This window comes from Citricoccus sp. I39-566 (assembly GCF_031432995.1).
Lineage (GTDB): Bacteria > Actinomycetota > Actinomycetes > Actinomycetales > Micrococcaceae > Citricoccus > Citricoccus nitrophenolicus_A.
Map to the genome: position 1 here is coordinate 2,468,334 of NZ_CP133842.1, position 17,851 is coordinate 2,486,184.

Below are 17,851 nucleotides of genomic sequence, written 5' to 3' on the forward strand. Positions count from 1 at the left end.
GGGTGCTTGGCCTCAGTTGGTGGTGGTCTCGGCGGGGAGCAGCTCGGAGATGAGCTGCTGGATGCGGGTCTTGATCTCGTCCCGGATGGGGCGGACCCCGTCAATGCCCTGGCCGGCGGGGTCCTCGAGCTTCCAGTCCTCGTAGCGCTTGCCCGGGAAGAACGGGCAGGCGTCCCCGCAGCCCATGGTGATGACCACGTCGGAGTCCTGCACGGCCTCGTCGGTGAGGATTTTGGGCCGGTTGGCGCTGATGTCGATGCCCTCCTCGGCCATCGCCGCCACGGCGGCCGGGTTCACGGCGTCGCCCGGGGCGGATCCGGCGGAGCGGACCTCGATGCGCCCATTCGAGAGGTGCTGGAGGTAGGCGGCGGCCATCTGGGAGCGGCCGGCGTTGTGCACGCACACGAACAGCACCGAGGGCTTGGCGGTCGTGGCGGTGGTGTCCGGGGTGGTCTCTGCGGTCATCGGATCATCTCTTCTCGGTCGGTGGTTCAGACAGTGCGGTTCGGGAGGGGTGGTTCAGGAGGCGGTGCTGTCGACGGCACCGGCGAGGTCGGTGAGCAGGGTGCGCACGCGGGCGTCGATGTCGTCGCGGACCAGGCGCATCCGCTCGATGCCCTCGATCCCGCGGGTGGAGGGCTCGTCGGTGTGCCAGGTCTGAATGGTCCCGGCCATCCCCGCCACGGGCTCGACGCGGGCCTCGTCGCCGAGGACGATGACGCGGTCCACGCGGGCCAGCAGCTGCGGGTCGATGGGCTTGGGGTGCCCGCCGGACATGTCCGCTCCGGCCTCGGCGATGACCTCGGCGGACAGGGCGTTGATCGACTTCCCGGGTTTGGTGCCGGCGGAGTGGACCTGAACGGCGCCGGCGGCGTGGTGCTCCATCAGGGCGGCGGCCATCTGGGACTTGCCGCCGTTCTTGGCGCAGACGAACAAGACGGACGGCCGGGGCTGGGACTCTGGGGAGGTCATCTCTGGAGCTCTCCTGTCGGGGGTGAGGGGTCAGTGCCGGGCCGCGGCGGCGGTCTCGGGTCGGGCCGGGACGGTGGGATCGTTCGGGAAGAGCCTGCGCCCGGCCCACAGGGACACGTAGACCAGGGCCACCAACACGGGGACCTCGATCAGGGGGCCGACGACGCCGGCTAGGGCCTGGCCGGAGGTCACCCCGAAGGTGCCGATGGCCACGGCGATGGCCAACTCGAAGTTGTTCCCCGCGGCGGTGAAGGCCACGGTGGTGGACTTGGCGTAGCCCAGGCCCACGGCCTTGGACGCGATCAGGGAGATGCCGAACATCAGCACGAAGTAGGCCAGCAGAGGCAGCGCGATCCGGGCCACGTCCCAGGGGTTGGAGGTGATGGCCTCGCCCTGCAGGGCGAACAGCAGCACGATGGTGAACAGCAGCCCGTACAGGGCCCACGGCCCGATCTTGGGCAGGAACGTCTCCTCGTACCAGGTGCGGCCCTTGGCTCGCTCCCCCAGGGTGCGGGTCAGGAAGCCGGCCAGCAGCGGGATGCCCAGGAACACCAGGACGCTGAGCACGATCGCCCAGACCGAGAAGTCGGCCGACGTGGTCGGCAGCCCCAGCCAGGACGGGAGCACCTGGAGGTAGAACCAGCCCAGGGCGCCGAAGGCGATGACCTGGAAGACGGAGTTGATGGCCACCAGTACCGCGGCGGCCTCCCGGTCCCCGCAGGCCAGGTCGTTCCAGATGAAGACCATCGCGATGCAGCGTGCCAGGCCGACGATGATCAGGCCGGTGCGGTACTCGGGCAGGTCCGGCAGCAGCATCCAGGCCAGGGCGAACATCAGCGCCGGGCCAACGATCCAGTTCAACGCCAAGGAGGTGATCATGAGCCGCTTGTCCCCGGCGACGCGGTGGGTCTCGTCATAGCGAACCTTGGCCAGCACCGGGTACATCATCACCAGCAGCCCGATCGCGATCGGCAGGGACACCTCGCCGATCTTCATCGCTTCCAGGGCGGTGTTCAGGCCAGGGATGAAGCGGCCCAGGGCCAGTCCGACGACCATGGCCAGCAAAATCCAGGCCGGCAGCCAGCGGTCCAGGAAGGACATCTCCTTCATGACCGGCTGGTGCGGTGCGGGTGCGGTGGTGACGCTCATGAAAGCCCATCTCTCGTATCGACTGATATCGATGGGAACACTACCGGGACATATTAGCGTTCGTCAATGTAAGATGGGGTGATGGTCGCGACAACTACTCTTCCCGCCCCCGAAGCCACCGACCGCCGCCCCGAGGATGCCGACGCACCGGGTTCGGTGGCGTGTTGCTCCCTGTCGGCCGGGCCGATCAGCGCCGCGCAGGCCCAGCGGGCCGCCGGGATGCTCAAGGCCCTGGCCGACCCGATGCGGTTGCGCCTGCTCTCCCACGTCGCCGCCCAGGGCTGTGACGCCGTGTGCTCCTGCGATCTCACCGAGGAGTTGGGCATCAGCCAGCCCACCGTGAGCCACCACATGAAGAAGCTCGTCGAGGCCGGACTGCTCACCCGCGAACAGCGCGGCCGGTGGGCGCACTACACCGTGGTCCCGGCGGCCTTCGCCGAGCTGGGCCGGATGCTGGAGCTGGGCTGACCCCGCCCGCCCCGCCAGCAGACCAGACAGCACAGTCCGTGACGGCCGGTGCGGTCGATGTCCTGGTGATCGGCGGCGGTCAGGCCGGGCTGGCCGCCGGGTTCTACCTGCACCGCCTGGCCCGCGACGCGGCCCGGGGCCGCGGCGGACCGGCCCCCAGTTACGCGATCCTGGACGCCAACGACCAGCCCGGCGGGGCCTGGCAGTACTACTGGGACACCCTGGAGCTGTTCTCCCCGGCCGCCTACAGTTCCCTGCCCGGCTACCGGATGCCGCCCTGGACGGGCTCAGGTAACCCCTCGGCCGAGCACGTGGTGGCCTACCTGCGCGCCTACGAGGACCGCTACGGGCTGCCGGTGCACCGGCCCGTGACCGTCCACGCCGTCGAGGACCACCCCGAGGGCGGCTACCGCACCCGCACCGACCGGGGCACCTGGGCAAGCACAGTCGTCATCAACGCCACCGGCTCCTGGCGCCGCCCCTTCGTCCCCCGGGTGCCCGGCGCGGAGCGATTCACCGGCTCTCAGCTGCACACCACCGGTTACCGCAGCCGAAAGCCCTTTACCGGCCGGCGGGTGGTGGTGGTCGGCGGGGGCAACTCCGGGGCGCAGATCGCCGCGGACCTGCTCCCGGTCGCCGCTTCGGTGACCTGGGTGACCCGCCGGCCACCCCGGTACCTGCCCGACGAGGTCGACGGCCGGGCCCTGTTCGCCTTGGCCACCGACCACGTCCAGGCCCTGCGCCGGGGCGAACCCAGTCCCGGCGGGGTCGGCTCCCTTGGCGACATCGTGGCCGTGCCCCCGGTCCGGGCGGCCCGCGACGCCGGCCACCTGCAGGCCCAGCCGATGTTCACCCGCTTCACGCCCACCGGCGTGCAGTGGGACGACGGGCGCACCTTGGAGGTCGACGCGGTGCTCTGGTGCACCGGCTTCCGCCCCGACCTGGCCCACCTGCGCCCCCTGGGCCTGGCCATGGACACCACCACCCCGGCCACCGCCGGTGACCCGCCTACGCGCTCTCGCGACCGGGACGGGCTGTTCTTCCTGGGCTACGGGGACTGGTGCGGCCCGGCCTCAGCCACCCTGATCGGTGTCGGGGCCCCCGCCCGCGCCACCGTCACCGCGGCGACACGACACGCCCTGCCCGGGGGCTGATCGAGCCCGACTGCTCCCGGTGGTGCTCGCAGACGGGGCGATTCCCCGGTTCCCATACACTGGTTTCTATGAGTTCTCCGTTGCCCGATTTCGGTGTGCCCGCTCCCGCAAGCCCGGGCCGACTGGCCCCGGATCGGGCCGCTGCGGAGGACCTGGCTCGGCTGCTGCGCGCCTTGGCGGATCCCACCCGGATCCAGTTGCTGGCCTTGATGCACGGCGCCGGCCCTGAGGGGGCCACGGTCAAGGAACTCACGGATGCGTTGACGTTCCGCCAGCCGACCATCAGCCACCACCTGCGGATCCTGCTGGAGGAAGGCGTCGTGCGCAACGAGCAGGCCGGGCGGCAGACGTGGTACTCCATCGCCCCGGAGCATGCCGAGTCCATCTCCGACTTGTTGCGGTAGTCCGGTGGAGGGAGCCCGCATGGGCCAGAAGGCCATGGACCCGACCGAAGCCCTGGACCGGGCCCGCCAGGTGCTGGTGCTGGCCCACCCGGAACGGCTCTCCGTGCTGAGCCTGCTGACCTCGCTGCCGGACTACTCGGCCTCTGCTGCGGAGCTCTCGGCGTCCCTGGGACTGGCCCCGGAGCTCGTGGATGACGCCTTGGACGCCCTCGCCCAGGCCGGGCTGGTCCACTGGCAAGGCGGTGATCCGTCTCGCGGGCCCCGGGTTTCACCGACGGCCGAGGCCTGGATCCGGTTCAGTTCGCTACTGGATACGCGCGCCTCGACGCAGACATTCCCGCCTGTTGGTTCCGGGCCGGAACCGGTGCCGGATCCCGGGGCCGGGCCGGCAGCGCAGCCCTTCGGCGCCGACCCGGCGCCACAGGCCGAGCAGGAGGTGCCTCCGGTCATCCACCGGATCGCCGAGCAGCTCGCGCACCGGTTCTCCGCGACGTTCTCGCCCGAGACCGTGCACCGCTACGTGCGTGAGACGTACTGGTTGCTGCGCTCACGCAGCCGGGTCCAACGGTACTTGGCGTCGTTGACCAGTCGGTTCGCCACGGAGCGGTTGCACGCCCTGGCCCTGGCCCGGGGTATCGAGATGCGCCCGGTGCCGCAGGTGTTGTTCGTCTGTGTGGCCAACAGCCACCGGTCTCAGATCGCGGCCAGCATTCTGAAGTTCCTCGGTGGGGACAAGGTGCACGTGCGTTCGGCCGGGTCCGCGCCGGCCACCGAGATCGCCCCGGAGGTCGCCGAGGTGCTGGACGAGATCGGGTGTTCGTTGCTGGGGGCGTTCCCCAAACCGCTGACGGACGAGATCGTCCAGGCTTCCGATGTGGTGATCACGATGGGCTGTGGGGACGCCTGTCCGGTGTACCCGGGCAGGTTGTACCTGGACTGGCCAATCGAGCTTCCCCCCGTTCACGACCTGCAGTCCCAGCGGGCGCTGCGCGATGAGATCTACCGCCGCGTTCAGGACTTGTGGCAGTCACTGTCCGCGACCGGGTCCGGGCTGTAACGACGTGGGCGTGGCGGGGGCCCACCGGCAGCCGGGGCGGACTCAGGGCTGACGATCGGGGAAGGTCTCGGGCAGGCCCATCCGGTAGCCCACGCCGCGGACGGTGGCCAGGTAGTCAGCGCCTTGGGCCTGCACGACGTCGAGTTTCCGGCGAAGTTTGCCGATCGCCACTTGCAGGGCTTTGGACTGTTGGCGCTGCGGGAAGCCGCCGGTCTCAACGAGCTCGGCGGCGGTGCGGATCTGGGGGCTGGCAGCCATCAGTTCCGCCAGCACGAGATACTCCTTGACGCTCAGCTGGGTTTGGCCCTGCTCGCCGCGCAGCACCATGGACCCGCAGTCCAGGACCAGCGGCCCCAGGAGCAGTCTGCGGGACCGGCCCGATCGCTTCGGCAGGGACCGTCCCGCGGCCTCGGCCAGGCGGCGGGCGTCCAGGGTCCCGTGGCACAGCCCGTTGGCGCCGGCCTCCAGGACCCGGAAGGCGGTATCGGCGGAGTCGTCCTGCGCCGGGATGGTGACCAGGACGGGAATCTCGGACCAGCGCCGCACGGCCGCCACGAAGGCCTCGATGCCGACACCGGCCAGTTCGGCGTGGGCCACGACGACGTCGGGCTGGAGTTCTCCGACCAGTAAGAGGCCGGCGGAGCCGTCGGCGGCGGTGACCACCTCCAGCCCGGCGGCGAGGTGCTCTTTCTCGGTGCCGCCCAGGACCTTGTTGGGGTCACCGACGATCAGCACACGCAAGGTTCCGGACAGGGTCATGAGCAGGTCTGCGCTGAGCGTGCCGGGACCGTGGTGCCGGGGCACGGTCGTGGTCATCCGAAGCGCCCGGAGACGTAGTCCTCCGTCCGCTGGTCGGTCGGGTGGTCGAAGATCTGGGCGGTCGGGGCGTACTCGACGAGCACCCCGGTCCGGTCCCCGTGGCCTTCGGCGGCCAGGGCGGTGAAGAACGCGGTCCGGTCTGCGACCCGGGCGGCCTGCTGCATGTTGTGGGTCACGATGATGATGGAGAAGTCCTGCTTGAGTTCGTGCATCAAGTCCTCGATGCGCAGCGTGGCGATCGGGTCCAGTGCCGAGCAGGGCTCGTCCATCAGGATCACGTCTGGGCGCACGGCGATGGTTCGGGCGATGCACAGGCGCTGCTGCTGGCCCCCGGACAGGCTCAGCCCGGACTCCTTGAGCTTGTCCTTGACCTCGTCCCACAGGGCGGCCCCGCGCAGGGCGCTCTCGACCAGGTCGTCCATGTTCTCGACCTTCATGCCGGACACCCGCGGACCATAGGCGATGTTGTCGTAGATCGACTTCGGGAACGGGTTCGGTTTCTGGAAGACCATCCCGATCCGGCGCCGGACCTCGATGGGGTCGACGTTCTTGCCGTAGATGTCCTCGCCCTGGAAGGTGATGGAGCCCTCGACCCGGGCGCCTTCGATGAGGTCGTTCATCCGGTTGAGCGAGCGAAGGACCGTGGATTTGCCACACCCGGAGGGGCCGATCAGGGCGGTGATTTCCTTCTGGCCGAACTGCACGGACACGTCGGAGACGGCCTTGAAGTCCCCGTAGAAGATATCCACGTTCTCACACCCCATGATGGGGTCGGTGGGCCGCTCCAGGTGGGTGCCCGGGGTAGCTGAACCGAGGTGAGTGGCCACGGCGTCGGTGGCCGCGGTTGCAGGGGCTGCAGGGGCTGCAGGGGTTGCAGGGATTGTGTCGTTCATGTCACCAACGCTTCTCGTAGATGTTGCGGATCGTGATGGCCACGGCGTTCATCGCCAGCAGCAGCACCAGCAGCAGGATGCTGGTGGCCGAGGCCAATTGGTGGAACTCCGCCTGGGGGCGGGAGGCCCAGTTGAAGATCTGGATTGGCATCGTGGAGAACTGGTCGAAGATGCTCGTGGGGTCGAAGGTGACGAAGACCAGCGCTCCGAGCACCAGCAGCGGGGCGGCTTCGCCCATCGCCCGGGACAGGGCCAGGATCGAGCCGGTGGCGATGCCCGGTACGGAGGAGGGCAGCACCTGTCGCCAGGTGGTCTGCCACTGCGTGGCCCCCAGGGCCAGGGAGCCCTGGCGGATCTCGTTGGGCACGCTGCGGATGGCCTCGCGGGTGGAGACGATGATGACCGGCAGGATCAGCAGGCTCAGCGCGATGGCCCCGGCGATGACGATGTTGCGCTGGACGATGCCCAGGGCGGTGAGCACCCCGAGGGTCAGCAGGCCGTAGATGATCGAGGGGACGGCGGCCAGGTTCTGGACGTTGACCTCGATGGCGCGGTTCCACCACTTGTTGTGGTCGGCGAACTCCTCCAGGTAGACGGCCGCGGCCACCCCGACGGGGATGGTCATCACGGCGGTGGTCGCGATGACCCACACCGAGCCCAGGATCGCCGCACGGGCACCGGCCTGCTCGGGGTCCGAGGAGGCATAGTCGGTGATCAGGTGCCAGGAGAACATCTCCTGGCCATCCACGAATGTGGTGACCAGCAGCACGAGCAGGAACAGCACGGCGGTGGCCAGACAGGCCCACAACACGAACAGCACCACCAGGGCGGTCGGGGCACGCTCGCCCTGGAAGAAACCGGTCTGCTGTAGTCCGCGGGAAGTCGTCGGGGCCGAGGAGTCTCGGCGGGTGGTGCTGGGCATCAGTAGGCCTTCCGGAGGCGGTGGACGATCTGGATGCTGATCATGTTGACCACCAGGGTCAGGACGAACAGCAGCAGCCCTACCGCGAAGAGCGTGTTGTACTCCAGCGAGCCGACCCGGGAATCGCCCAGGGCGGCGCTGGCCATGAATCCGGTCATCGTCTGGCCCTGCTCCAGTGGGCCGGCGACCATCCGGGCCTGCTGGCCGGCGGCCATGGCCACGATCATGGTCTCACCGATGGCCCGGGAGACCCCCAGGACGATGGCGGCGACGATGCCGGAGACCGCGGCCGGCACCACGATCTTCAGCGAGGTCTGCATGCGGTTCGCGCCCAGGGCCGCCGAGCCCTGGCGCAGGGACATCGGGACGGCGGAGAGGGCGTCCTCGGAGATGGAGGCGATGGTCGGGACGATCATCACGCCCATGACCAGCCCGGCCGCCAACACGCTGAAGGCCCCGGTCGGCAACTCCAGCCACTGCTTGAACACGACCGCCTGGACAAAGGTCAGGGCGAACAGGCCGTAGACCACCGTCGGGATGCCCGCCAGCACCTCCAGCACGGGCTTGAGCACCTTGCGCACCCGCGGGCGGGCGTACTCGGAGAGGTAGATCGCCGCGCCCAGGCCCAGGGGCACGGCGACCAGCAGCGAGATCCCGGTGGTCCACAGGGTGGCGGTGATCAGCGGCAGCACGCCGAAGGACGGGTCGGCGAATCGTGGGGCCCACCGGTCCCCGAACAGGAAGCTGCCCACGTTGACCTCGGCGAAGAACTCGGCCGCCGGAACGACCAGCGAGAGCACGATGCCCACGGTGGTGGCCACGGTCAGCATCGCCGCGATCCGCAACACCCAGATGATGGTGCGTTCCCCGGGGCGGGATTTGGCCTGGAAATGACGGGACCCCATGGGGGACGACAGAGCCGATGCCGTCGTCCCCCGGGTCGTGGTGATGCTCACGATACGTACGATTCCTCAGATGATCAGTTCAGCTCGGCGAGCTGATCCTGGGCCTTCTGCATCTGCTCGTCGGTCAGGCCGATGAACTGGGCGGCCTGGGCGATCTCCGTGGAGTTCTCCACGTAGAAGTCGACGAAGTCCTGCACCTGCGGCTTGTCCTGGTAGGACGCGTTGGCGACATAGATGAACAGCGGGCGGCCCAGCGGGGCGTAGGAGCCGTCCTGGACGGTCTCCTCGGACGGGGTGATGCAACCCTCGCCACCGTCCACGTCCAGCAGCTTCAGCGTGTCCGGGTTCTCCAGGGCGTAGGACAGGCCCAGGAAGCCCAGCGCGCCCGGGGAACCGGAGACGCCCTGCACGGTGACGTTGTCGTCCTCGGACGGGGAGTAGTCGGTCCGGATGGCGCCCTCCTCACCGTTGATCGCCTCGGTGAAGTAGTCGAAGGTCCCCGAGTCGGTGCCGGCCCCGTACAGGTCCAGCGGCTCATCCGGGAAGGACGGGTCGACATCCTTCCACGACATCACCTGGCCCTCGGACTCCGGACCCCAAATGGTCTGCAGCTGCTCGACGGTCAAGCACTGTGCCCAGTCGTTGGCCGGGTTCGCGACCACGGACAGCCCGTCGTTGGCCATGACCACCTCGGTGTACTCGATGCCGTTGGCCTCACACTCGGCGATCTCCTCCTCCTTGATCGGACGGGAGGCGTTGGAGATGTCGGTCTCACCGGCGCAGAACTTCTTGAAACCACCACCGGTCCCGGAGGTGGCCACCGAGACATTCACGGATTCGTTGGTCTGGCGGTACTGCTCGGCGGCGGCCTCCGAGAGCGGGGCGACGGTGGAGGACCCGTCCACCGCCACAGCACCGGACACGCCCCCTGCCTCGGTCGCCCCACCCTCGGCGGCAGAGGTGTTATCGGTCGAACCGGCGCTGCCACAGCCGGTGAGCAACAGGGCAGAGAGTCCAAGGACAGCCAGGCCGGTACGGCCCCTGAGAGCATTCTTCACGGAGGAGAGCCTTTCTCGATGCGGGGATGAGACGCAGACGGCGCGTCACATTCATAGAAGGTGGCCTATATGAACGCCGGGTGAACACAAGGCACCATCAAGCGAAATCATTGACGCATATCTATGAGATGTCTCTCAGCGTCCCCTGGTGAACCGCGCGGGTTGTCTGCCGCGCGCACCAATCACCCGGCAGGGGACACCGGTGGCCCGCGCAGTAGTTCGGCCGCGAATCTTCGCTTCCCCGCGGCGCCCGGCCGGGCGGAAAATCCAACGGGGTCATCTCTCCCGGCCGGGACGGTCAAGAACATGACAGACGAGGGATTGACCTTGGGTGGGCGCTCTGGGGTCAGGGTTGGGTAGCAGCGGTGAATGGCCCGCGACGTGGCTGCGGTAGTGCTGGCGGTCAGCCACGGTCAGGCGGTCGCGTAGCTCACTGCGGTTGATGGAGTCGATCAGTGGTTTCGGGTCGAGGCCGAGGGAAGCGGCGTGGTTGGCCATGCGGCCGAGGGATCCGGTGGTGTGGCGGGTGATGGCTTCGATGGCGACGGTGCTGCCGCGGGTGATGTATTGGCCGGCGCCGGCGAGGTCGGCCATGTCGGGGCGTCGTGTGTCGTCGCAGCACCGGAAGACGTCGACGAGGCGATCGGCTTTGATGCTGTCCCCGACGACGTCGGCTAGGAGGTTGTCGCGGATGTGGACGCTGGTGGCAACGGCATGGGCGATGACGGCGACGTGTTCGTCGGTGCACGGCGGCCCGTCGGCACCGCCGATCACCTCGGACCGGAGAAGTCGGGCGCCGGGTGACGCGAAGCGGAAGACTGGGCGGCGAAGGGAGGTCACCGTGATCGAGATGCTCAACCGGCTGGTCGATGCCGTCGAACGGCGGCTGGACGGGGACCTGGACGTGGGCGCCTTGGCCCGTGAGGCCGGGCTGACCGAGTACCACGTGCGCCGGATGTTCTCGGCCCTGGCCGGGATGCCCGTGTCCGAGTATGTGCGCCGCCGTCGGATGACGGTGGCCGCGGCCGACGTGATCCGTGGGGATGAACTGCTGGGCATCGCCCTCCGGTCCGGCTACGGATCGGCCGAGGCCTTCAGCCGCGCGTTCCGAGCCGTCCACGGCGTGTCCCCCGGCGACGCCCGGCGCCACGGCGGCCCTCTCCGCAGTCAACCGCACCTCAGGTTCCGCCTGACCGTCGAAGGGAGTATTCCGATGGATGCCCACATCAACCACCGCCCACCGTTCCGCCTCATCGGACACGCGATCCGTGTGCCGCTCATCCACCAAGGGGTGAACCCAGCCATCCAGGCCCATGTCACAGCACTGCCGGCGGCGGAACACGAACGCCTCAAGGCCTTGCAACACTGATCCGGCGGGGTTGCTCCAGGTCAGCGACGACCTCGAGCCGGAGTATACCGAGGGCAGCGAGCTCACCTACCTGCACGGCGTGGCCGTGGACACCGCCACCCCGGTGCCCGAGGACCTGGACGCGATCGAGGTGCCGGCCGGGACGTGGGCGGTCTTCCACACCGCCGGTGAGTATCCGGCGGCGCTGCAGTCGACGTGGGCGGCGACGGCCGGCGAGTGGTTTCCGTCCAATCCCTGGCAACTCCGCCCCGGCCCGTCGATGGTCTCCGTCCTCGGGCACTCCGCCGACTTCAGCACCGCGAGCTGCGAGCTCTGGTTGCCGGTGACGGCCCGCTGATTCCGGGCCCCTCGACCGATTCCCTGGAGGCCGTCACCGGGTGTTGGGGCGCTCCTCAGGCGAAGGGCTGCGAGGCGGCGTCCAGCGCCTGGACCTCGGCGTCGGTCAGTTCCAGGGACCCGGCGGCCACGAGGGCGTCCAGCTGCTCCGGCCGGGAGGCGGAGGCGATCGGGGCGGTCACGCCGTGGGCTCGCTGCCACGCCAAGGCCACGGAGGCCGGCTCGACGCCGCGGGCCTCGGCGCATCGCACGAGCTCGTCCACCACGGCGAAGCCTTCGTCGCTGGCGTAGCCGCCGGCCATGCCCTCACGGGCCGCGCCCTCGAGATCCGCGGCGGCGCGGTACTTCCCGGTCAGGAAGCCCGAGGCGAGGGAGAAGTAGGGGAAGGTGGCGGCGCCGAACTCTCGGGCGATCGGCAGGTAAGCGGACTCGAAGTCCTTGCGGTGCACCAGGTTGTACTGCGGCTGGATCGCGACCGGAACGGCGAGGCCCTCGGCCGTGGCGTATTCGAACCAGGTACGCATGCGCTCCGGCGAGTAATTGGACAGGGCGATGTGGCGGACCTTGCCGGACGTCACGAGCCCGCCATAGGTCCTCGCCTGGTCCTCGATCGAGACGTTCTCATCGTCGTAGTGACTGTAGAAGACGTCCACGTAGTCGGTCTGCAGGCGCTTCAGCGAGGCCTCCAGCGCCGCCAGGACGGTCTCGTGCTGCTGGTTGTCGAACGGGGCGAGGCCGCCCATCTTGGTGGCCAGCACGACCTGCTCGCGATTGCCGCGGGTGGCGAACCACTCCCCCAGGACCTTCTCCGAGTCGCCGCCGGTACCGTCGCCGGCCCACACGGCATAGAGGTCGGCGGTGTCGATGAAGGTGCCGCCGGCCGCCAGGAAGGCGTCCAGCACGGCGAAGGAGACCTCGCGGTCCGAGGTCCAGCCGAAGGTGTTGCCGCCCAGCACAAGGGGGATGGTCGTGTACTCGGTGTCGCGGAGGGTGATCGTGGTGGTCTGCAGCGTGTTCTGTGAGGTCATGGACCCACCCTAACCCCCCTTTACTTGACGCGTCAACTTGACACGGAAAGTCATGCGCTAGATTGTGGCCATGAACACCCCCGACGCACCACACTGGCTGACCGACCAGGAGATGGACGCCTGGCTGGCCCTCTGGTCCGTCATGGAATGGCTGCCCTCGCGCCTCGAGGCACAGCTCCGGGAGGACTCCGGGCTGTCCCTCAACGAGTACAACGCCCTGTCCCAGATCTCGATCGCGCCGGAGCGGACGGTTCGCCTGAGCGAGCTCGCCCGCGTGGCGAACATGACGCTCTCCCACCTCTCGCGCGTGATCACCCGGCTGGAGCGGTCCGGCTGGGTGCACCGCACTCCGGACCCCGACGACGGCCGGTACACCCTCGCCCGCCTCACCGAGGCGGGGCTCGCCAAGGTCACCCACGCGGCCCCGGGACACGTGGACGCCGTGCGACGCCACGTCTTCGCCCCCCTCTCCCCCGCCCAGTCGGCCGCCCTGGGCGAGGCGATGGGCCGGATCGCGGAGGAGCTCGACCCGCCACGATTGGCCCGGTGAACCCCAGCCATTGTTAGGGTGAAGAGCGCGGCCGCCCGTCCGATTCCCGCCCCGGAACCCTCACCATCACCACCTTCAACGTCCTCCACGCCGAGCAGGACCGCACCGGCCGGTCCGGGCCGGGCATGCTGCACGGGCCGGCCCTCGCCCTGGAGGAGGCCGGCACCCTGCCGCCGGTGCCCGGACTGGAGGACTACCTGCCGGCCCCCAGGGCAACTGGGCCGTGTTCGCCGAGGCCGAAACGGACCCCGACGCGCCGGCGAGGCGCGGACCCGGCTTCGCGTTCGCCGTCGTGAACCTGCACGGGGTCTGGGGCGGGGACCGGGCCCACGAACGCGAACAGCAGATGCTGCACGCCGTGCGGCGGCCCGAGAGCCCGCGGCAGCGGTGGGCGGACTCCGAGCCGGTCCTGGTGCTGGGCGGGGACCTGCGCGTCGCCCCGGACTCCTCCGTGGTCCGGTACCTCACCGGCCTGCAATCCCTCGGCGCCTCCGGCACCTACTGGGTGGACGCCTGGGCCCACGCCGGTGACGGCACGGCCGGCCACACCACCACCGCCGACTCCACCTGGTTCCTCGAGACCGCCCGGGCCATGGGCATCCAGCGGCCCGAGTCCGTCCCCGCGGCGCATCGACTACCTGTTCGTCCGCGACTGGGTCTATGGGCGCCGCGGACAGCCGCTGGCCACCCGGGTCGACCTGACCGGCACCGGCCGCGATGGCCGGCACGCCTCGGACCACTCCGCCGTCACCACGGTGTTGGACGCCGGCCACCACCAGCCGTCCGCGCCCCGGACCTCCTCCGCCACCCGCACCCTGAACTAACCTGACTGCCACCCCCTGAACCCCCTCAAGGAGCGCGCCATGCTGTTGGAACGGATCTACGACCACGACCTCGCCCAGGCCAGTTACCTCATCGGCTGCCAGGCGGCCGGGCAGGCGATCGTGGTGGACCCGCGCCGGGACATCGAGGAGTACCTGGACCTCGCGGCGCGCCACGGGATGGCGGTCACCGCCGTCACGGAGACGCACATCCACGCCGACTACCTCTCCGGATCCCGGGAGCTCGCCGCCGCCACCGGGGCCACCCTGTACGTCTCGGCCGAGGGCGGCACCGACCGGCAGTACCGCTTCGAGGCCGAGCGGCTGGCCGACGGGGACTCCATCACCCTGGGCAACCTCACCCTGACGGCCCTGCACACCCCCGGGCACACCCCCGAGCACCTGTCCTACCTGGTCACCGACGGCGCCGTGACGGACCAGCCCGGCTACCTGCTCTCGGGGGACTTCGTCTTCTCGGGAGACCTCGGCCGCCCCGACCTGCTCGACGAGGCCGCCGGAGGCGTGGACACCCGCTACGAGGGCGCGCGCCAGCTGTTCGCCTCCCTGCAGGACGTCTTCCTACGCCTGCCGGACCACGTCCAGGTGTTCCCGGGCCACGGGGCGGGATCCGCCTGCGGCAGGGCCCGGAGGTGCTGGGCGCCCGCGGGGACCTCGAGGAGCTGGACGCCGCCACCGTGGCCGCCGGCCTCGAGGACGGCTCCCTCGTCCTGGTGGACACCCGCTCCGTGGACGCCGTCCACGCCGGCACCGTGCTCCGCTCCCTGTCCCTGCCCAACCCGGGCAAGACCGCCAGCCACGGCGCCTGGGCCTATGACCCGGAGCGGGACTCCACGCCGATCGTCCTGTTGGCCGCGGACGCCGACTAGGCCCGTGACTACTGGGACCACCTCGTCCGCGTCGGGGTGGACCGGGTGGCCGGCTACCTCCCCTCCATCGAGGGCCTCCCGGCCGTCACCCCCACCGTCGTCTCCCCCGCAGAGCTCGAGTCCACCGACTGCGTCCTGCTGCTGGACGTCCGGGGCAAGGGCGAGCACGCCGACGGGCACATCCCGGGCTCCCAGCAGCTCAACGCCGGCCGCGTCCTGTGGAACCAGGACTCCCTCCCCCGCGAGGGCACCATCGTCACGTACTGCCAGACCGGCGTGCGGAACTCGGTGGCCGCCTCCGCGCTGCGCCGCGCCGGATTCACGGTGGCCGAGCTGGACGGCTCGTACGCCGGCTGGAGCCGCTGGCACCGGGAGCAGGGGCACGACGCCGGCCGCTCACCCGCCGCGTCCGGCGTCGCCTGAACCTGTTCCGCGCTCCGGCCCGCGGCCTACGCTCGGTCCATGACCACAGACCGCGCGGTCGAGCCCGCCTACGGCCTCCAACTCTGCGTCGATTCGGCGCAGCCCCATGACCTGGCCGACTGGTGGGCGCAGGCCCTGCGCTGGGAGGTCGAGGTTCAGGACGAGGACTTCATCCGCCGCATGGTGGCGGAGGGGCACGCCTCGGCCTCGGACATCACCACGCATCGGGGCCGGGTGGTGTGGGTGGCCGGTGCCGCTATCGCCCCACCGGCGGGGACCGCCCCGTCCCCGAACCGGCCCCGCATCCTGTTCCAACCTGTCCCGGAGGCCAAGACCGTGAAGAACCGCGTCCACTGGGACCTGCGGGAACCGGGATCCGACGATGACCGCCGTGCCGTCGAGCTGCAACGGCTGCTCGGCCTGAGTGCCACGCAGGTCGGATCGGGTCGCCAGGGGCCCTGGACCTGGACGGGGTTGCAGGATCCGGAGGGCAACGAGTTCTGCCTCTGAGACGCCGGCCTCAGGTCAGCAGGACCGCCACGCCCACGCACGCACACGCCCACAGCTGGCTCGAGAAGGTGCCGAGGATGAACCGCTCCGCAGCGCCGGACTTGCCCAGCTCCGAGTACCGACCCAGGGCCTTGACGGCCAGGATGATCGCCAGCCCCTCCGGCCAGCCCATGATCAACGTGGAGGCGACGGCCAACCGCTCCAGGACCCCGATCCAGGCACCGCCCCGCAGCACCGGCTGGGACTCATGCTCCTCGTTGAAGATCCGCTCGCCCTCCGGTCCCGTCAGCATCCGCTGATGCTCGGGGTGCGAGGCGTTGAAGGACAGCTGCAGGATCGCCGTGGTCGGCGCTCCGCCGCCCACGGTGGCCGCCGCCACGGCCAACGGGCCGGCCAGCGACCACCCTGCACTGCCGCCGGAGGCCACGGCCAGCGCGGCCGCCGCGCCGAGCAGCAGCAGCTGGATCACCGCCGAGACATACAGGACCGCGTGCGGGTGCCCGGCCGTCCCCCGGAACCGCCGGGAGAATTGCGGCATGCCCACCAGGCCCGCCAGGGCGAGCAATGCCAGGGACAGACCTGCCGGCTCTGTCATGACTGCCCTCCCGATCCCCTCGGACGGTCCTCATCATCCTGATCGACGGCGTCCTGATCCTGATCGACCAGACGGTCGACGCGCGCCAGCATGGCAGAGACCACGGACGCCAGGCGGCGGGACTCGCCCCACAGGCCGCTGCGCAGTCGGGAGCTGATAGCCTGCTGGCTCACCCCCAGCTCCTCGGCGGCCTCCCGCTGCGTCCCGCCCGCGTCCATCCGCCGCCCGGCCTCCTGGCCCTCGGGGCTGCGCCGGAACTCCAGCTCGGCCAGCAGCTGCAGGCTGGCCTCGATGGCCTCCAGCAGTTCCGCGCCGTGGTCTCCGGCCGATTCCGGGCCGGACACCGCGAGGTGGCCCGGAGAGTGCTTCGCCCGCTCCACGGCACGCCGCGCGTGCTCGAAGGCCGGACCCGCCCCGGCGCGGGTCTCGGCCGGTAAGGGGTGCCGTACCGGACCCACTCCGAGTCCCACGCTCCAGTGCCCGGAGCGGGCGGCGGAGAGTGCGATGCCCACCACCGTGTCCGCTCGCTCCACCACCCCCTGGACCTCGTCTCCGGCCGTCCGCTGGAAGGGACGGAGGATGCCGCGGCCCGGCCCCTCGCCGGGGGACGGGCCGTTCAGCCCGTCGACGAGGGCGGTCACCCGGTCAGGACCTCCGCTGGAGGCCCGCTGATCCATGGTCATGACGAACATTTCACAAGGATACTGTATTGTTCAGAGCATCACAAGGTCTAAGACTTGTGATGCTCGTGCGGGGTAGGGTGGTCTGATGCCCTCCTTCCCCACTGCCCCCGCGCCGTATCCCACCGTCCGCACCGCGGGACCCTGGATCGGTGGGGGCCTGGATGTGCTGCTCATCATCCTCTTTGCCGCCCTCGGCCGGCGCACCCATGAATCCGGGATGGACCTCGGCGGCATCCTGCTGACCGCACTGCCGTTCCTGGCGGCCTGGGCCGTGGCCACCGCCCTCACCCGCCCGGGGCGCACCTGGGCGCGGATCTGGCCGGCCGGCGTCGTGGTCTGGCTGGTGACCGTGGTCGGCGGACTGTTGCTCCGGGTGGCCCTGGGTGACACGGCGGCGCCGTCCTTCCAGCTCGTGACCGCCGGCGTCCTCGGCCTCTTCCTGCTGGGGCGGCGTGCCGTCACGGCGGGAGTCCTGCAGTGGCGGCGCAGGCGGCCGAGGCTGCGGTCATAGGATGATGGCGTGAACCCCACCGACCGCACAGGAGGCTCCACCGTGGTGACCGCATTCGTGATGATCAAGACCGACCCGAACCGCATTCCGGAGTGCGCCGAGCAGCTCTCCGACCTGGCCGGGGTGACCTCCGTGTACTCCGTGACCGGTAACTGGGACCTGGTGGCCATGGTGCGCCTGCGCCAGTACGACGACCTCGCCGACGTCATCGCCGACCAGCTGTCCAAGGTGGAGGGCGTCAGGGACACCGAGACGATGCTGGCCTTCCGCGCCTACTCGCGGCACGATCTCGAGGAGGGCTTCGCCCTCGGCTTCGAGAACATCGAGCAGTAGGCGT

General features: G+C 70.0%; 20 protein-coding genes and 2 pseudogenes. 10 read left to right on the top strand and 12 right to left on the bottom strand.

What is annotated here, in order from left to right; translation table 11 throughout:
- Window positions 1-12: 12 nt before the first annotated feature.
- Genes RE421_RS11320 through arsB form a run of 3 tightly spaced genes read right to left on the bottom strand, consistent with a single transcriptional unit; the run spans window position 13 to window position 2,121 of the window.
- Window positions 13-465 carry an arsenate reductase ArsC gene (locus RE421_RS11320; protein ID WP_309809780.1) on the bottom strand — a complete coding sequence of 151 codons (453 nt, stop codon included), beginning with the start codon at window positions 463-465 and terminating at the stop codon, window positions 13-15.
- A 54-nt stretch (window positions 466-519) separates the two neighbouring features.
- Entirely contained in the window at window positions 520-972 is a 453-nt protein-coding gene (locus RE421_RS11325) for a low molecular weight phosphatase family protein (protein WP_309809782.1), read from the bottom strand.
- 30 nt (window positions 973-1,002) lie between these two features.
- A complete protein-coding gene (gene arsB / locus RE421_RS11330) occupies window positions 1,003-2,121 on the bottom strand; it encodes an ACR3 family arsenite efflux transporter (RefSeq protein ID WP_309809783.1) in 1,119 nt (372 codons plus the stop codon).
- A gap of 81 nt (window positions 2,122-2,202) precedes the next feature.
- Here arsB and RE421_RS11335 point away from each other — a divergent pair, with 81 nt between their 5' ends.
- From RE421_RS11335 to RE421_RS11350, 4 genes are all read left to right on the top strand, one after another.
- Entirely contained in the window at window positions 2,203-2,589 is a 387-nt protein-coding gene (locus RE421_RS11335) for a metalloregulator ArsR/SmtB family transcription factor (RefSeq protein ID WP_309809785.1), read from the top strand.
- 38 nt (window positions 2,590-2,627) lie between these two features.
- Window positions 2,628-3,743, top strand: coding sequence for an ArsO family NAD(P)H-dependent flavin-containing monooxygenase (locus RE421_RS11340; RefSeq protein WP_309809788.1), 1,116 nt, complete (start codon window positions 2,628-2,630; stop codon window positions 3,741-3,743).
- A 68-nt stretch (window positions 3,744-3,811) separates the two neighbouring features.
- Window positions 3,812-4,147, top strand: coding sequence for a metalloregulator ArsR/SmtB family transcription factor (locus RE421_RS11345; RefSeq protein ID WP_309809790.1), 336 nt, complete (start codon window positions 3,812-3,814; stop codon window positions 4,145-4,147).
- A gap of 19 nt (window positions 4,148-4,166) precedes the next feature.
- A complete protein-coding gene (locus RE421_RS11350; RefSeq protein WP_309809792.1) occupies window positions 4,167-5,204 on the top strand; it encodes a three-helix bundle dimerization domain-containing protein in 1,038 nt (345 codons plus the stop codon).
- Window positions 5,205-5,246: 42 nt separating this feature from the next.
- Here RE421_RS11350 and RE421_RS11355 read toward each other — a convergent pair whose 3' ends face one another.
- The 6 genes from RE421_RS11355 to RE421_RS11380 form a co-directional block, all read right to left on the bottom strand.
- Window positions 5,247-6,020 carry a winged helix-turn-helix domain-containing protein gene (locus RE421_RS11355; protein ID WP_309809794.1) on the bottom strand — a complete coding sequence of 258 codons (774 nt, stop codon included), beginning with the start codon at window positions 6,018-6,020 and terminating at the stop codon, window positions 5,247-5,249.
- Window positions 6,017-6,787 (bottom strand): phosphate ABC transporter ATP-binding protein PstB, encoded by a 771-nt coding sequence (pstB, locus tag RE421_RS11360; protein WP_309817326.1) that lies wholly within the window; start codon window positions 6,785-6,787, stop codon window positions 6,017-6,019. The genes RE421_RS11355 and pstB overlap by 4 nt, the downstream gene beginning before the upstream one ends.
- Window positions 6,788-6,917: 130 nt before the next feature.
- The gene (gene pstA / locus RE421_RS11365; protein ID WP_309809797.1) at window positions 6,918-7,838 is read right to left on the bottom strand and encodes a phosphate ABC transporter permease PstA; all 921 of its coding nucleotides are present in this window, start codon (window positions 7,836-7,838) and stop codon (window positions 6,918-6,920) included.
- A complete protein-coding gene (gene pstC / locus RE421_RS11370) occupies window positions 7,838-8,794 on the bottom strand; it encodes a phosphate ABC transporter permease subunit PstC (RefSeq protein ID WP_309809801.1) in 957 nt (318 codons plus the stop codon). The genes pstA and pstC overlap by 1 nt, the downstream gene beginning before the upstream one ends.
- A 23-nt stretch (window positions 8,795-8,817) precedes the next feature.
- Entirely contained in the window at window positions 8,818-9,801 is a 984-nt protein-coding gene (locus RE421_RS11375) for a PstS family phosphate ABC transporter substrate-binding protein (RefSeq protein ID WP_309809804.1), read from the bottom strand.
- A 276-nt stretch (window positions 9,802-10,077) separates the two neighbouring features.
- Window positions 10,078-10,659, bottom strand: coding sequence for a hypothetical protein (locus RE421_RS11380; RefSeq protein WP_309809807.1), 582 nt, complete (start codon window positions 10,657-10,659; stop codon window positions 10,078-10,080).
- On the opposite strand from RE421_RS11380, the pseudogene RE421_RS11385 reads away from it, so the two are divergent.
- Window positions 10,643-11,507: pseudogene (locus RE421_RS11385) on the top strand (GyrI-like domain-containing protein). The gene RE421_RS11380 and the pseudogene RE421_RS11385 sit on opposite strands and share 17 nt — an antisense overlap.
- 55 nt (window positions 11,508-11,562) lie before the next feature.
- Here the strand turns inward: RE421_RS11385 and RE421_RS11390 are convergent.
- Window positions 11,563-12,534: an aldo/keto reductase gene (locus RE421_RS11390; protein ID WP_309809810.1), complete on the bottom strand. Its 972-nt coding sequence runs from the start codon at window positions 12,532-12,534 to the stop codon at window positions 11,563-11,565.
- A gap of 70 nt (window positions 12,535-12,604) precedes the next feature.
- Here RE421_RS11390 and RE421_RS11395 point away from each other — a divergent pair, with 70 nt between their 5' ends.
- From RE421_RS11395 to RE421_RS11405, 3 genes and pseudogenes are all read left to right on the top strand, one after another.
- Window positions 12,605-13,084, top strand: a complete 480-nt coding sequence (locus tag RE421_RS11395) for a MarR family transcriptional regulator (RefSeq protein WP_309809813.1) — start codon at window positions 12,605-12,607, stop codon at window positions 13,082-13,084.
- A gap of 863 nt (window positions 13,085-13,947) precedes the next feature.
- Window positions 13,948-15,215: pseudogene (locus tag RE421_RS11400) on the top strand (rhodanese-like domain-containing protein).
- A 39-nt stretch (window positions 15,216-15,254) separates the two neighbouring features.
- Window positions 15,255-15,725: a VOC family protein gene (locus tag RE421_RS11405; RefSeq protein WP_309809818.1), complete on the top strand. Its 471-nt coding sequence runs from the start codon at window positions 15,255-15,257 to the stop codon at window positions 15,723-15,725.
- 10 nt (window positions 15,726-15,735) lie between these two features.
- Here the strand turns inward: RE421_RS11405 and RE421_RS11410 are convergent, their stop codons facing one another.
- The gene (locus tag RE421_RS11410; protein WP_309809821.1) at window positions 15,736-16,320 is read right to left on the bottom strand and encodes a hypothetical protein; all 585 of its coding nucleotides are present in this window, start codon (window positions 16,318-16,320) and stop codon (window positions 15,736-15,738) included.
- Window positions 16,317-17,012, bottom strand: a complete 696-nt coding sequence (locus RE421_RS11415) for a hypothetical protein (RefSeq protein WP_309809826.1) — start codon at window positions 17,010-17,012, stop codon at window positions 16,317-16,319. The genes RE421_RS11410 and RE421_RS11415 overlap by 4 nt, the downstream gene beginning before the upstream one ends.
- A 76-nt stretch (window positions 17,013-17,088) precedes the next feature.
- On the opposite strand from RE421_RS11415, the gene RE421_RS11420 reads away from it, so the two are divergent.
- Window positions 17,089-17,514, top strand: coding sequence for a DUF3054 domain-containing protein (locus RE421_RS11420; RefSeq protein WP_309809829.1), 426 nt, complete (start codon window positions 17,089-17,091; stop codon window positions 17,512-17,514).
- A gap of 42 nt (window positions 17,515-17,556) precedes the next feature.
- Window positions 17,557-17,847 carry an Lrp/AsnC ligand binding domain-containing protein gene (locus tag RE421_RS11425; RefSeq protein ID WP_309817329.1) on the top strand — a complete coding sequence of 97 codons (291 nt, stop codon included), beginning with the start codon at window positions 17,557-17,559 and terminating at the stop codon, window positions 17,845-17,847.
- Window positions 17,848-17,851 lie beyond the last annotated feature (4 nt).